The 14,859-nt window shown below is 73.9% G+C and carries 12 protein-coding genes; 3 read left to right on the top strand and 9 right to left on the bottom strand.

Annotated features, from left to right (window positions below; all coding sequences use genetic code 11):
- Positions 1–175: 175 nt before the first annotated feature.
- The 5 genes from ACH4N1_RS17865 to ACH4N1_RS17845 all read right to left on the bottom strand — a co-directional run bounded on the left by ACH4N1_RS17865 (position 176) and on the right by ACH4N1_RS17845 (position 2,846).
- Entirely contained in the window at positions 176–682 is a 507-nt protein-coding gene (locus ACH4N1_RS17865; RefSeq protein ID WP_398098101.1) for a flavodoxin domain-containing protein, read from the bottom strand.
- 5 nt (positions 683–687) lie between these two features.
- Positions 688–1,221, bottom strand: a complete 534-nt coding sequence (locus ACH4N1_RS17860) for a universal stress protein (protein WP_398098099.1) — start codon at positions 1,219–1,221, stop codon at positions 688–690.
- Between the two features lie 116 nt (positions 1,222–1,337).
- Positions 1,338–1,715: a hypothetical protein gene (locus tag ACH4N1_RS17855; RefSeq protein WP_398098098.1), complete on the bottom strand. Its 378-nt coding sequence runs from the start codon at positions 1,713–1,715 to the stop codon at positions 1,338–1,340.
- An 81-nt stretch (positions 1,716–1,796) separates the two neighbouring features.
- Positions 1,797–2,021 carry a hypothetical protein gene (locus ACH4N1_RS17850; protein WP_398098096.1) on the bottom strand — a complete coding sequence of 75 codons (225 nt, stop codon included), beginning with the start codon at positions 2,019–2,021 and terminating at the stop codon, positions 1,797–1,799.
- 84 nt (positions 2,022–2,105) lie between these two features.
- On the bottom strand, positions 2,106–2,846 hold the full coding sequence (locus ACH4N1_RS17845) for a CBS domain-containing protein (RefSeq protein ID WP_398098094.1): 741 nt from the start codon (positions 2,844–2,846) through the stop codon (positions 2,106–2,108).
- Positions 2,847–3,248: 402 nt separating this feature from the next.
- On the opposite strand from ACH4N1_RS17845, the gene ACH4N1_RS17840 reads away from it, so the two are divergent.
- From ACH4N1_RS17840 to ACH4N1_RS17830, 3 genes are all read left to right on the top strand, one after another.
- Positions 3,249–4,127, top strand: a complete 879-nt coding sequence (locus ACH4N1_RS17840) for a universal stress protein (protein ID WP_398098354.1) — start codon at positions 3,249–3,251, stop codon at positions 4,125–4,127.
- 160 nt (positions 4,128–4,287) lie between these two features.
- Positions 4,288–6,660 carry a glycoside hydrolase family 65 protein gene (locus ACH4N1_RS17835; protein WP_398098352.1) on the top strand — a complete coding sequence of 791 codons (2,373 nt, stop codon included), beginning with the start codon at positions 4,288–4,290 and terminating at the stop codon, positions 6,658–6,660.
- A gap of 205 nt (positions 6,661–6,865) precedes the next feature.
- On the top strand, positions 6,866–7,846 hold the full coding sequence (locus ACH4N1_RS17830) for an Acg family FMN-binding oxidoreductase (protein ID WP_398098093.1): 981 nt from the start codon (positions 6,866–6,868) through the stop codon (positions 7,844–7,846).
- A 208-nt stretch (positions 7,847–8,054) separates the two neighbouring features.
- Here the strand turns inward: ACH4N1_RS17830 and adhE are convergent, their stop codons facing one another.
- From adhE to ppdK, 4 genes are all read right to left on the bottom strand, one after another.
- Entirely contained in the window at positions 8,055–10,697 is a 2,643-nt protein-coding gene (adhE, locus tag ACH4N1_RS17825; protein WP_398098092.1) for a bifunctional acetaldehyde-CoA/alcohol dehydrogenase, read from the bottom strand.
- 219 nt (positions 10,698–10,916) lie between these two features.
- The gene (locus tag ACH4N1_RS17820) at positions 10,917–11,564 is read right to left on the bottom strand and encodes a CBS domain-containing protein (protein ID WP_398098090.1); all 648 of its coding nucleotides are present in this window, start codon (positions 11,562–11,564) and stop codon (positions 10,917–10,919) included.
- A gap of 79 nt (positions 11,565–11,643) precedes the next feature.
- Entirely contained in the window at positions 11,644–12,027 is a 384-nt protein-coding gene (locus tag ACH4N1_RS17815; protein WP_398098089.1) for a hypothetical protein, read from the bottom strand.
- Positions 12,028–12,130: 103 nt separating this feature from the next.
- A complete protein-coding gene (ppdK, locus tag ACH4N1_RS17810; protein WP_398098087.1) occupies positions 12,131–14,827 on the bottom strand; it encodes a pyruvate, phosphate dikinase in 2,697 nt (898 codons plus the stop codon).
- Positions 14,828–14,859: the final 32 nt, after the last annotated feature.

Raw genomic sequence — 14,859 nt, 5'->3', positions numbered from 1 at the left:
CGACCGCGCACCACCGAGGGGTCCCCTCGGGACGCCCCACCCGGTGGGCTCCCCGCCCCGCCCGGCGGAACACCGGAGGTCCGCGCACGCCCCCCGGAGCGGCCCGGCAGCGCCCGTCAGGCGGTCGCCTATCCTTCAGCCCTTCAGCCCTTCAGCCCTTCAGCCCTTCAGCCCTTCAGCCCTTCAGCGCGGCGGCTGTCCGTGCCGTCCACGCGTCGATGGCGTCCCAGTCCCGGTGGTCGCCGAACCGGCCGCCCATCAGGCGGAAGACGATCCGGCCCGTACGCGGCAGCCGGGCCGCGGTGACCACACCGGAGAACAGACGGTGGTCCCGGTACCCGAGACCGGCCGGCAGGCCCTTCTCGATCACCGGCACCTCTTTGGGCCCCATGCGCTTGAACGGCCCGCGCAGCGCGTCCGGCATCCCGACGCTGAAGATCCACACCGGCCGTGCCCGCAGCACGTCGAGGTGGTCCCGGAGGAAGTCCACGGCCGGGGGGAGCCAGCTCTGCCCGTGCACGGCGCTTCCCAGCACGAACGCCTCGTAGGCGCCGGCGTCGGTGACCTCGGCCAGGGACCGGGCCTCCGCCACGAGTCCCGCCCGCCGCAGGCCGTCCGCGACCCGTTCGGCGATTTCCCGGGTGGAGCCGTCCGCGGTCGTGTAACCCACCAGGACGGTCATGACGTTCACCCCGACGCGGCGTGGGCGGGGATGCGGGGCGCTCGCGCGCGCGGCCCCGCGGCCGGCGTGAGCGGCGCCGGGAACCGGGCGGGCGCCACGGGCACCGCGACCACCGGAACGGGCGCGTGCCGCAGGCACTCACGACCGACCGCGCCCATCACCGGGGCCTCGCCCCACTCGTGCGGCGTGCGTCCCAGGGCCAGCAGGAGGGCGCCGCGGGCCCGCTCCAGGAGCACCCGCGCGGCGGGACCCTCGACCAGTTCGGCGCGTACGGCCACGTCGGACCGCCGGCCGAGCACCTCGCGCAGCGTGTCCGCCAGCCGTCGCGCGGCCGCGTCCCGCTCGGCGGCGGCGGTCGGGCGCGCCGCGACCGGGGCGTACGGGGCGAACCCGGGCCCCGTCGGCTCCCAGGCGTGCACGGCGACCACCTCCGCCCCCAGGGCCCGGGCCTGCTCCGCGGCCCAGCGCAGAGCCGACGACGAGGCCTCGGACCCGTCGACGCCCACCACGATCCTTCCGGCGGTGACGATGTCGGTCATGGCAGCCTCCCGGAGAGTTCTCGTACCGCCAGGGTGGCTCCGGCGGCGGACGCGCGGCGTGGGCCGGGCGGTTCCCGCCGGGCCGCCGATGGTCCCTGGTGCTGTGACCGGGCCGCTCAGTACAGGGACGCGGGCCAGCCGGTCAGTACGGCGACGACCACGCCCGCGTCGAGCAGTACGCCGAGGGACAGCCAGGGGTTGAACCACAGGCTCTTCAGCAGCAGGCCGACGCAGGCGGCGAGGAGCGCCGCCGCCGGCCATCCGTCGCTCTGTACGGCGACGGCCGCGCCCGCGATGACGTACAGCATCGACGTCACCGAGGCCAGGCCGATGGCGGTGGCCCCCGCGACCCGGGGACCGGGCACTCCCGCCGCCGCCAGCGCCCAGGAGTGCCGGGGGTCGAACGGCCCGTCCCCGCCGGTGGGCGCCAGCCAGACCGGCAGATGGACGAAACCGTGCACGAACAGGACCACCGAGACGAGTGCCGTGATCATGACGTCGATTCCTCCTTCCCGTACGCCGACTTCCTGTGCGTCGACCGCTCCTCGTGGAGGGCCGGACCGGCGCCTCGACGATCAGGACCGGTAGCGGTGGTGGTCGTCGGGGCCGCCGATGTAGTGCCGTTCCTCGATGACGGCCTCCCGCTCGCCGGGCCTGAGCACCGTGCCCCGCGTGGACATGAACGCGATGAGACCGAGGAGCCCCGCCGCCATGAGGACGAAACCCACGACGAACGAGCTGTAGCCGAACACCATGCAGGCGCCGAGGACCAGGGCGCCGATCAGGAGCAGGGGAACCATGACTGCCTTCTCTCGTTCGTGAGGGCGCCGCGGGGCCCGTCGGCCGGGCGGCCGGCGCCCTCGCCGGCGGTGGCCGGGGCGCGTTCAGAGCCGGCGCATCCAGTCGTCCGTGATGCCGTGCAGGGCCGCCTGGTCAGCGGGCCGCAGACGGGAGTCGTCGAGCCGGTACGAGAGGCGGTCGACGACCGCGACCACACCGTCGAGGCGGCTCGTCAGGCCCACCGCGACGGGGATGTCGCTGCGCCGCTCCACCTGGCCGGTCAGCGTGACCACGCCGTTCCTGACGGAGGCCTCGACGACGTGCGGCGCCAGCCACAGCGCGTCGCCGAAGACCCGCTGCTCCACCGCCCGGCGGATCTCCTCGTCGGGGCGCAGGAACACCCGGAGCAGCTCGCGCCGGGTGACGATGCCGACCAGCCGGTCCTCCTCGTCCACCACCGGCAGCCGCTCGATGCCGTGTTCGGCCATGAGCCGGGCCGCCTCGCGGACGGTGGCGTCGGCGCGCACCGTGACCGCGGGAGCCGACATGACGCCGCCGGCCGTGCCGGCGCGGGCCCTGGCCGTGTCACGGCGGACACGCCGGCTCAGCCCGCGCAGCCGCTCCGCCCAGGAGCCCCGGCCACCGCCCGGTGCGGGGGCCGCCGCCTGCCGGAGCAGCAGATCCGTCTCGGAGATCACACCGACGACCTTCCCTTCCGGGTCGGTCACCGGCAGCCCGCTGATCCGGTGCCGGTCGAGCCTGCGCACCACTTCCTTGAACGGCGTGTCGCGCTCGGCCGTGACGACGTCGCGGACCATGAGGGTGTCGACCCTGGTGGCCTTCATGGCTGGTTCTCCTCGAACGGTCGGGACGTGTCCGGAGGGAGGAACCGTGGGCCCCTCCCTCCGGAGCCTGTGCCCCCAGCGTCCTGCGGAAGGGGCGCGGCTCCCAGGGCCTGAGCGGCCCTGGACACGGGGCCGAGCGGCCCCCCCCACCGCCGCCGTCAGCGGCCCGCGGCCGCCGGCGGCAAGCCCGCCCGGTGGTCCGTGCCTCGCCGGTTCCAGGCTGCCGGCTGCCACGCCGTCCGAGCCGCCTGAGGCGACCCAGGCGTCCGAGGCGACCGGGTGGGCCGTCCGGCCCCCGGACCGCCCCCTTCGCCCCTGCCCCGTAGGCGCTCCGCGTGCGACGGTGATAGAGAGGGTTTCTGCTGCATTCGCACGGCAGCCCGACGGAAGGCGGTGAGCACGATGACGGAACTGCCCCTGATCGTGGGCGTCGACGGATCGGATCCCGGTTTGACGGCGGTCGACTGGGCCGTGGACGAGGCGGCCCGCCTGGGCCTGCCGCTGCGGCTGGTCCACGCCTCCCTCTGGGAGCGCTACGAGGGCGCCATGATGTTCCGCGGGCAGGAACGCCCCTCGGCGCAGGTGCTGGCGGAGCACATCGTGGCCTCCGCCGCGGAACGCGCCCGGCGGCGCAACCCGGACGTCAAGGTGTCGACCGCGATCCTCACCACGGAACCCGCGGACGCCCTCCTGCACGAGGGCGACAACGCCGCTCTCCTGGTGACCGGCTCCCGCGGCCGCGGTGAACTGAAGGGACTGCTCCTCGGCTCGGTCGGCCTGGCCGTCGCCGCCCGCGCGCACTGCCCGGTGACCGTGGTCCGCGGGGATGCCGCCGCCCTGGCCGGCACCCATGAGCGGATCCTCCTCGGGGCCGGTGACGCGGACACCGCCGGTGACGCGGTGCGCCTCGCCTTCCGCGAGGCCGAGGCGCGGGCGTGCACCCTGGACGTCGTGCGCGCCTGGCGCTGCCCCGCGCACGAGAGCGTCGGCCCTCCGGCGCCCGCGGACGAACGGGCCCGTCACCACGAGGAGCGCGCCTCGGCCCTGCTCGACGAGGTCCTGCGCGAGGCGGCGGCCGAGCACCCGGCGGTCCGGGTGCGCCGCACGACGGTGGAGGGGCCGGCCGCCAAGGTGCTCGTCGACCGTTCGGCCGCCGCCGACCTCGTCATCGTGGGCGCGCGGCGCAGGGTCGGTCACGTCGGCCTGCAACTCGGCCGGGTGAGCCACACGCTGCTGCACCACGCGCGGTGCCCGGTGACGGTCGTACCGCAGCGGGTGTGAGAAACCCGCTCACGCACAGGGGAAGGAGGCGGAGGGGACCGTGGTGCCGTTGCCGGAACGGACGGGCCCGTCCCGCCGGTCCGGCACCGCGGGCGGACCGGCGGGCGGCACGCGCGACACCGACGGCCCGGGGCAGCTCGCCGAGGGGCCGGGTGCCGTCGTGCCGGACGGGGTGTGGGAGTACCAGGGGTACGAGCCCGGGCAGGAGCCGCTCCGTGAGTCGCTGTGCACGCTGGGCAACGGCTACTTCGCCACCCGCGGCGCGTTCCCGGAGTGCGACGCGGACGGCGTGCACTATCCGGGCACCTACGCGGCCGGCTGCTACAACCGGCTGACGTCCGAGGTGGCGGGCCGCCGCGTCGAGAACGAGGACATGGTCAACCTCCCCAACTGGCTCCCGCTGCGGTTCCGGCTCGCCGCGGGGGAGTGGCTCACCCCGGACACGGCCACGGTGCTCGACCACCGCCTCCTGCTCCACCTCGCCTCCGGCCTGCTGGAGCGGCGGACCCGGTACGACCTCGGCGACGCAGGCGTGCTGACGGTGCGCCAGCAGCGGCTCGTGCACATGGCGGACCCCCATCTCGCCGCCCTGCGCACCGAGTTCACCCTGGAGGGCCATTCCGCCGACCTGGAGGTCGAGGCCGCGCTCGACGGTGGCGTCACCAACGCCGGCGTGCCCCGCTACCGCGACCTGGACGGCCGCCACCTCACCCACGTGCACACCGGCACCCGCGCCGCGGACACGGTGTGGCTGCGCTGCCGTACCCGGACCTCCGACGTCCGTATCGGCATGGCGGCCCGCCTCACGTCGGCCGGCGCCCCGGTCGCCGCGCGGCACGAGCAGCGGCGGGCGGTCCAGGAGACCGTCCTGCACCTGACCGCCGGGAGCACCGTCACCGTCGACAAGACCGTCGCCCTGCACACCTCCCACGACCGCGCGATCAGCGACCCCCTGGAGGCGGCGGTCGAGCGCGTGGGCCGGGCCCCCGGCTTCGACGACCTGCTCGAGGCCCACCTGACGGCCTGGGACCTGCTGTGGCGCCGGGCCGACATCGACGTCCCCGGCGAGCCGGGAGCCGTCCTGCGGCTGCACCTGTTCCACGTGCTGCAGACCCTGTCCCCGCACACCGCGGACCTCGACGTCGGGGTCCCGGCCCGGGGCCTGCACGGCGAGGCGTACCGCGGGCACGTCTTCTGGGACGAACTGTTCGTCCTGCCGTACCTCGACCTCCACTTCCCCGAGGTCTCCCGCGCCCTGCTCCGCTACCGCCACCGCCGCCTGGAGCAGGCCTGCTCGGCCGCGCGGGCGATCGGCCGGCGCGGTGCCCGCTACCCCTGGCAGAGCGGCAGCGACGGGCGCGAGGAGACACAGCGCCTGCACCTCAACCCCCGTTCCGGGCGCTGGCTGCCCGACCACTCCCATCTGCAGTACCACGTCGGCTCGGCGATCGCGTACAACGTGTGGCAGTACTGCGAGGCCAGCGGGGACGCCGAGTTCCTGCACACCAAGGGCGCCGAGATGCTCCTGCAGATCGCCCGCTTCTGGGCGGACTCGGCCACCTGGGACGAGCGCCTCGGGCGGCACCGCATCCTGGGCGTCATGGGGCCCGACGAGTACCACGAGGCGTACCCCGACGCGCCGGAACCCGGCCTCGACGACAACGCCTACACCAACGTCACGGCCGCCTGGGTGCTCACCCGCACCCTCGAGGTGCTCGCGGCCCTGCCCGAGCCGCGCCGACGCGAACTGGCCGAGCGCACCGGCCTCGACGGCGGCGAACTGGAACAGTGGGAGGACGTCTCCCGCACTCTGCACGTGCCCTTCCACGACGGCGTCGTCAGCCAGTTCGAAGGCTACGGCGACCTCGCCGAACTCGACTGGGGGGACTACCGCAGGCGGTACGACGACATCCGGCGCCTGGACCGGATCCTGGAGGCCGAGGGCGACACCGTCAACCGCTACAAGGCGTCCAAGCAGGCCGACGTGCTGATGCTCGGCTACCTGTTCTCCCCGGCCGAACTCCGGGCGCTGTTCCACCGCCTGGGACACCGCCTGGACGAGGACACCTGGCTGCGCACCGTCGACTACTACCTGGGGCGCACCAGTCACGGCTCCACGCTCAGCGGCCTGGTCCACGGCTGGATCCTGGCCAGGGCCCGGCGCGCCGAGGCCTGGACCTTCTGCCAGGAGGCCCTGCGCGGCGACATCGCGGACATCCAGGGAGGCACCACCGGCGAGGGCATCCACCTGGGCGCCATGGCCGGCAGCCTCGACCTGGTACAGCGTGGGCTGACCGGGCTGGAGACCCGTGAGGGGGCCCTGTGGCTCGATCCGGTGCCGCTGCCGGAACTGTCCTCGTACGGGTTCGCCCTGCGCTACCAGGGCCACTGGGGCGTACGGCTGCGGCTGTCGCGCGGGCAGCTGGAGATCGAGGTGCCGCCGTCGGACCGCTCGCCCATCGACATCCAGCTCGCCGACCGGGCCGTGAGCGTCCAGCCGGGGGAGACGAGCCGCCTGCTCCTCCCCGGGTGACCACACCCGGCGGAGCCCGTGCCCGCCCCGGACCCGTCGTCCCCGCCCCGGACCCGTCGTTCCCGCCCCGGACCCGTCGTCGCCGGGGCTCGTCGGCCGCTGCCAGGGCCCCTCGGCCGCCGCCGGGGACCTGCGGCCCCTGCCGGGAAACCGCTGCTCGGAGCGATCCTGGGACCAGGAAGCTCAAGAAAGGGCGGCACCGTTCATGTCCGTCGTCAGCGCATGCCCCGGTCACGCCTCCGCCTATCTGGCCCGCGCGGCCATCACCGCGCCCTCGCTCCACAACACCCAGCCCTGGCGCTTCGTGGCGCACGGGGACAGGGGCATCGAACTGCACGCGGTCGCGGAGCGGGGACTGCCCCTGGCCGATCCCCTGGGACGGGAGATGGTCCTCGGCTGCGGGGCGGCCCTGCTCAACATCCGGCTCGCCATGCTGCACCTGGGATTCCGGCCCCTCGTCGACACCTTCCCCGACCCGCAGGACCTCGCCCACCTCGCCACGGTCGGCTGGGGTGCCTACACCCGGCCGACCCCCGAGGAGCAGCGTCTGTACGCCGCCCTGGGCAGACGGCACACCGCACACGGGCCCTTCCTGCCGCAGGCGCCGCCTGCGGGCCTCCTGGAGGAGTTGCGCGAGCAGGTCCGTCGCGAGGGCGCCGAGCTGCACGTCGTCGACGACAGCGCGGACCGCCGGCGGCTGGCCGAACTGGTCCGGGCCGGCGAGGACGCCCACCGCACCGACGCGAGGCTCGCGGCCGAGCAGGCCGGATGGACCTGGCGGCTCGCCCGGCCCCGCGACGACGGGGTCCCGGCCGACGTCGGCGTCCTGCACCCGGACTGCACCACGCTCGCCGGCCGGGACTACGCGGGCCTGACCGGCATGTTCCCCACGCCGCCCCGGCGGTGGCCGGCCCGGACCGGACTGGTGGTGCTGCTCGGCACCGACCGCGACGACCTGGCCGCCTGGCTGCGGGCCGGTCAGGCACTGGAGCGGATGCTGCTGCAGGCGGCCGCCCACGGCGTCATGGCGGCCTTCCACACGCAGCCCCTCGAAGTGCCGCACCTGCGCAAGCGGATCCGGCAGACGCTCACCGCGGGTCAGTACCCGCAGATGGTCCTCCGCCTCGGCCACCCGCCCTGCGTGCGGTCCCTGCCGCGGCGTCCCGTCACCGACGTGCTCGGCTGACGGCGCCGTACCGCCCGGCGGAGGACGAAGGGCCGGGCGAGACCTCTCGGAGGTCTCGCCCGGCCCTTCGTCGCGTCGCCGCCGCCTTCACTGTCCGCGCCACCTTCACCGTCCGCGCGGGCGCCGCGGTGCGCCGAAGCCGGCCGGGCCGGGGTCCGGTGACCCCGGCCCGGCCGGCTCTCCCGTGCTCGCCGCCCGGCGACCGCGCTCAGCCGTAGTAGGCCGCGCGCATGAGATCCTGCATGTCGTCCAGCATCGGCATGCGGGGGTTGGCGGGCGCGCACTGGTCCTCGTAGGCGTTGAGCGCCTGCTGGGGCAGCGCCTCGGTGAAGGCCTTCTCGTCGACACCGAGGGCCTGGAACGTCGGCTCGATGCCGACGGTCCCGCGCAGCCGCTCGACGGCCACGGCGAGGGACTCCACCCCCTCGGCGGGGGTCGCGGCGGGCAGGCCCAGGGCGCGCGCGATGTCCTGGAAGCGTTCGGGGGCCCGGTAGTTCTCGTACTTGGGCCAGCCGGTCAGCTTGGTCGGGACACTGCCGTTGTAGCGGATGACGTGCGGCAGCAGGACCGCGTTGGTGCGGCCGTGGGCGATGTGGAAGGTGGCGCCCAGCGTGTGGGACATGGCGTGGACGATGCCCAGGAAGGCGTTGCCGAAGGCCATTCCGGCGATGGTGCCGGCGTTGTGCATCTTCTCCCGCGCCTCGGGCGAGGCGGCCCGGTCGTTCACCGCGGCCCCGATGTTGTCGAAGATCAGACGGATCGCGTGCAGCGCCAGGCCGTCGGTGAAGTCGTTGGCGTAGACGGAGACGTACGCCTCGATGGCGTGGGTGAGGGCGTCGAAGCCGCTGTCGGCGGCCAGGGCCGGCGGCAGCGCGGTGGTGAGCAGCGGATCGACGATGGCCACGCTGGGGGTGAGCGCGTAGTCGGCCAGCGGGTACTTCTTGCCGGTCGCCGGGTCGGAGATGACGGCGAACGGCGTGACCTCGGCGCCGGTCCCCGAGGTGGTCGGCACGCACACCAGGCGGGCGAGCCTGCCGAGCGTCGGGAAGCGGAAGGCGCGCTTGCGGATGTCGGAGAACTTCTGCCGCATGTCGGCGAAGTCGATGTCCGGCTGCTCGTACAGCAGCCACATCACCTTCGCCGCGTCCATGGGCGAACCGCCGCCGAGCGCGATGATCGTGTCCGGGCGGAAGTCCTCCATCAGGCGGGCGCCGCGCCGCACGGAGTCGATGCTGGGTTCGGGCTCGACGTTGTCGATGATCTGGAGGGTGACCGGTTCGCGGCGCCGCTGCAGGACGCCGGTGATCCGGTCGACGAAGCCGAGACGGGTCATGGTCGCGTCGGTGACGATCGTGACGCGGTGCACGTCCGGCATGGAGGTGAGGTAGCGGATGGCCTGCGGCTCGAAGTAGATCTTCGGCGGGACCTTGAACCACTGCAGGTTGTTGCGGCGCGTGGACACCCGCTTGACGTTGAGCAGCTGGGCGGCGGAGACGTTGTTCGACACCGACGTGCTGCCCCACGAGCCGCAGCCGAGCGTCAGCGACGGCAGCAGGCCGTTGTAGATGCCGCCGATCGCGCCCTGGGAGGACGGGGCGTTGACGATGACCCGCACGGTCTTCATGCGCATGCCGTAGGCCTCCGCCACGGCGCGGTCCTCGGTGTGGACGACGGCGCTGTGGCCCTGGCCGTGGAACGCGACCATGTCGGCGGCCAGGTCGAAGCCGTGGCGCTCGTCCTCGGCGCGCAGCACCGCCAGCACCGGGCACAGCTTCTCCCGGGTCAGCGGCTCGTCCGGTCCCACCCGGCCGGCCTCCACGAGGATCAGCGAGGTGTGCTCCGGCACGGCGAACCCGGCCTGCTCGGCGATCCACGCCGGGCTCTGGCCGACGGCCGCCGCGTTGACCTTGGGCTCGCAGCCGGCGCCCGCCTTGTGGTCGACGGGGAAGAGGAACGCCTCCAGCTTCGCCTTCTCCTCCGCGGTGGCCAGGTGGGCGTGCAGGGTGCGGAACTCGGCCAGCGCCGCGTCGTAGATCCCGGTGTCCAGGATGACGGCCTGCTCGGAGGCGCAGATCATGCCGTTGTCGAAGGACTTCGACAGCACGAGGTCGTTGACGGCCCGGCGCAGCTTGGCGCTCCTGTGCACGTAGGCGGGGACGTTGCCCGCACCCACGCCCAGAGCCGGCTTGCCCGCCGAGTAGGCGGCCTTGACCATGGCGTTGCCTCCGGTGGCGAGGATCAGGGAGACACCCGGGTGCCGCATCAGCGTGTTCGTCGCCTCGACCGAGGGCGCCTCGATCCACTGCACGCAGTGTTCGGGGGCGCCGGCGGCGACGGCCGCGTCGCGCACGATCCGGGCCGCCTCGGCGCTGCACCGCTGGGCGGAGGGGTGGAAGGCGAACACGACCGGGTTGCGGGTCTTGAGCGCCATCAGCGCCTTGAAGATCGTGGTGGAGGTCGGGTTGGTGACGGGCGTGATCGCGCACACCACACCGACCGGCTCGGCTATCTCGACCATGTCCTCGATGTCGTCACGGGCGATGACACCGACGGTCTTCATGGGGCCCATGCTGTGCGTGACGTGCTCGCAGGCGAACATGTTCTTGGCCGCCTTGTCCTCGAAGACCCCCCGACCGGTCTCCTCCACCGCCAGGCGGGCCAGCGCGGTGTGCTGGTCCAGGGCGGCGACCGAGGCCTTCTTCACGATGTGGTCCACCTGCTCCTGGGTGAGGCTCTCGTAGTCGGCGAGCGCCTTGAGGCCGGCCGTGACCAGGCGGTCCACGGCGACCATGGTGTCGGAGGGGGCCTCGGCGCCGACCGTGGTCCTGGTCCGGGATTCGTGGCGGGTCATGGAAGAGCCTCCAGTGTCAGGGGTGCCGTGGACCCACGGCTCAGGGTCGCCGTGCGAGCACGGCGGTGGCAGGAGCGGGAGCGACACCGCGGTGGGCGGCGCCGCTTCCTGACTCCACTGTGCTGTGGACCGGGGTTCCGCCGCAGTCGCCGAAGGTCCCCGTCCGAGACCGTCCGGCCCGAACTCGCAGGGCCTGTCGGCCCGTTCGGTGCGGACGCCTCATCGGCGTCCCGGGGATCCGGACGCCGCCGGCGCCGCGCAGTCGTCGACGCGGAACGTCAGCGCGTTCACCACGCCCACGACGCCTTCGAGCCGCCACGCCGCGCGCACGGCCTCCGGGACCTGGCTGCGCGCCTCCACGCGGCCGTCGAGGGTGACGACGCCGTCGCGGACGGAGACGAGGACCGCGTCGGGCGGCAGTCCCAGGGTCCTGCCGACGACCTCCTCGCCGACCTGGCGGCTCAGGTCCTCGTCCGTGCGCAGGAAGACCCGGAGCAGATCCCGGCGGGTGGCGATGCCGATCAGACGGTCCTCCTCGTCCACGACGGGCAGCCGCTCGACGCCACGGCGTTCCATCAGCCGGGCCGCGTCCGGGACGCTCTGTTCGGGGTGCACGGTGATCGCGGGACTCGACATCAGGTCGGCGGCGGTGACGGCGCCGACCCGGCCGTCCCCGGACCGGCGCGCCTGGGCGCGCACCAGGTCGGTCCCGGAGACCACCCCGAGCACCTTGTCGTCGTCGTCGATCACCGGCAGTCCGCTGATCCGGTGGTGGTCGAGCAGCCGCACGACCTCCTTGAACGGCGTCGTCCGGCGTGCCTCGACGACGTCCCTGGTCATCACTTCGCCGACGGTGCGGTGTGTCACGGTGGTTCTCCTCACGGGCGTGGGCGGGGAGCGGGCAGCCCCATCGGCCCCCCGCTCCCCGCCGGTTCGGGCACGGGCCCTACTGCTGCGGGCCGCCGCGCCACGGCGGCGGCGTGGCCGTCCTGCGGGTCACGTCCCCGCGGTGCGCGACGCGTTCGGTTCCGTCGCGCAGCCGGTCCTGCAGCCGGTCGGCGAGTTCGCGGGCGCTCGCCTCGCGGGCGTGGACGACCACGAGTTCGTTCCCCACCCGGATCTCGGCGGCGGCCGTCCAGGGCAGCTCGACGTGGTGGGCCACGGCCCTGGCCACGCGGACCTCGCCGCTGGCGGCCGGGAGCCCGCGCCGGTCGAGCGCGGCACCCACCTTCTCCCGCAGGTAGGCGAGGGACTCCTCGTCCACGTCGCCCTCGGCGCGCACCCGCACGGTGGTGGTGACCTCGACCGCGGCCGTGTCCTTGGCAGTCATGTGATCCGCTCCTCGTGATCGTTCCGGTACACCTCAAGCCTGCTGCGCGCGGCGCCCCGGTCCCAGGGTCGGCCGACCCCGGTACCGGGGCCGAGGGTCCCGCTCACCTGCTGTCGCTGACGTCGGCCGCCTCCAGCGCCGCACGTCCGGCCTCCAGGCGCGCCACCGGCACCCGGAAGGGCGAGCAGGAGACGTAGTCCAGGCCCGCGGCGTGGAAGAAGTGCACCGAGTCGGGGTCCCCGCCGTGCTCGCCGCACACCCCGATCTTCAGCCCGGGCCGGGTGGCACGGCCCTCGGCGACGGCGATCCCGATCAGCCGGCCCACGCCGTCGCGGTCGAGCGTCTCGAACGGGGAGACGGGGAAGACGCCCTTGTCGAGGTAGGCCGAGAAGAACTCCGCCTCCACGTCGTCCCGGGAGAAGCCCCAGGTGGTCTGGGTCAGGTCGTTGGTGCCGAAGGAGAAGAACTCCGCCTCCTCGGCGATCAGGCCGGCCGTCAGCGCCGCCCTGGGCAGTTCGATCATCGTGCCGACCGGGCAGTCGACGCGGACGCCCGACGTCGCGGAGACCTCGTCGAGCACGCGCCGCACCTCCTCGCGCACGATCCGCAGCTCACGGACGTCCCCCACGAGCGGGACCATGATCTCCGCCCGGGGGTCGCCGCCGGCCGACACCCGTCGTGCGACGGCCTCACCGATCGCCCGCACCTGCATGGCGACCAGACCGGGCACCACCAGGCCGAGGCGCACACCCCGCAGCCCGAGCATCGGGTTCTCCTCGTGCATGCGGTTCACCGCCGTCAGCAGTTCGACGTCGTGCGCGTCGGCCAGGTCACCGCGGGCCTCGACGGCGGCGATGCGGACGGCGAGTTCGGTGTGGTCCGGCAGGAACTCGTGCAGCGGCGGGTCCAGCAGCCGGATGGTGACCGGCAGGCCGTCCATCGCCTCCAGGATGCGGGTGAAGTCCTCCCGCTGGAGCGGCAGGAGAGCCGCCAGGGCCCGCTCGCGCTCGGCCTCCGTGCGGGCCAGGATCATCTCCTCGACCAGCTTGCGGCGCTCGCCGAGGAACATGTGCTCGGTGCGGCACAGGCCGATGCCCTGCGCGCCGAACCGGCGTGCGCGGGCGGCGTCCTCGGGGGTGTCGGCGTTGGCGCGCACCTCCAGGCGCCGGACGGCGTCGGCCCGGTCCAGGGCGCGGGCCACCGCGTCGACCACGTCGGCCGCGTGCCCCTCCGCACGGCCGTCCTCCAGGAAGCGCATGACCGCCGAGTCGACCAGCGGCACCGCGCCCGCGTACACGGCTCCGGCGGAACCGTCCACGGAGACGACCGTGCCCTCCTCGACGACGGTGCCGTCGGGCGTGGTGAAGCGCCGCTCCTCGAGGTCGACGGAGAGTTCCTCGGCGCCGCACACGCAGACCTTCCCCATGCCGCGGGCGACGACGGCCGCGTGGCTCGTCTTGCCGCCGCGGCTGGTGAGCACCGCCTGGGCGGCGATCATGCCGGGCAGGTCGTCGGGGGTGGTCTCCTGCCGGACGAGCACCACCTTCTCGCCGGCCGCGGCGCGCCGTACGGCCTCCGCGGACGAGAAGACCGCCGCGCCGACCGCGGCACCGGGCGACGCCGGGATGCCGTGGGCGAGCGGCTCACCGCCCGCCGAGGCGTCGAAGCGCGGGAACATCAGCCGGGCGAGACCCTCGCCGTTCACCCGGGCGAGGCCGTCGTCCGCGGTGATGAGCCCCTCGTCGGCCAGTGCGGCGGCGATGGCGAAGGCGGCCTCCGCGGTGCGCTTGCCCACCCGGGTCTGGAGCATCCACAGCGTGCCGCGCTCGACGGTGAACTCGATGTCGCACAGGTCCCGGTAGTGCCGCTCCAGCGTTTCCATGTGGTCGCGCAGCCGCGCGAACGCGTCCGGGTTCAGACGGCCCAGTTCGTCGAGGGGGACGGTGTTGCGGATGCCGGCGACGACGTCCTCGCCCTGGGCGTTGGACAGGTAGTCGCCGTACAGGCCCGGGCGTCCGGTGGCCGGGTCGCGGGTGAAGGCGACACCGCTGCCGGAGTCGGGACCGAGGTTGCCGAACACCATGCGCTGCACGTTGACCGCGGTGCCGAGGTCGTCGGCGATGTGCTCGCGGCGCCGGTAGACGCGGGCGCGTTCGCCGTTCCAGGACTCGAAGACGGCCAGGATCGCGCGGCGCAGTTGCTCGGCGGGGGACTGCGGGAAGTCCTCGCCGGTCTCCCGGTGGATGATGTTCTTGTACGTCTCCACCAGCTGGGTGAGGTCGCCGGCGTCCAGGTGGACGTCGTCCCGGACCCCGCGCACGTCCTTCAGCGAGGCGATGGCCCGCTCGAAGTGCGCGGTGTCGACCCCCATGACCGTGCTGCCGAACATCTGCACGAGACGGCGGTAGGAGTCCCAGGCGAAGCGCTCGCTGCCGGAGACCTTGGCCAGACCGAGGACGGACTCGTCGTCGAGACCGATGTCGAGGATCGTCTCCATCATGCCGGGCATGGAGAACCGGGCGCCCGAGCGGACGGACAGCAGCAGCGGATCGTCCGGCCCGCCGAGCAGCCGGCCCGCGGCGGCCTCGACGGCCGACAGGTGCGCGGAGACCTCCTCCCACATGCCCGCGGGCTCGCCGCCGGAGTCAAGGAAGGCCCGGCAGGCCTCGGTGGTGATGGTGAACCCCGGGGGCACCGGCAGTCCGAGACGGGTCATCTCGGCGAGGTTCGCTCCCTTGCCGCCGAGCAGGCCGGCCATGTCACGGCCGCCCTCGGTGAAGTCGTACACGTAACGCGCCATGACCCTGTGCTCCTCGGATGGGGGACGTGATG

The organism is Streptomyces sp. NPDC017202 (assembly GCF_044331705.1).
Taxonomy (GTDB): Bacteria; Actinomycetota; Actinomycetes; order Streptomycetales; family Streptomycetaceae; genus Streptomyces.
Note: the sequence above shows the minus strand (reverse complement) of the source record. Positions and strands in the feature narration are given on the sequence as shown.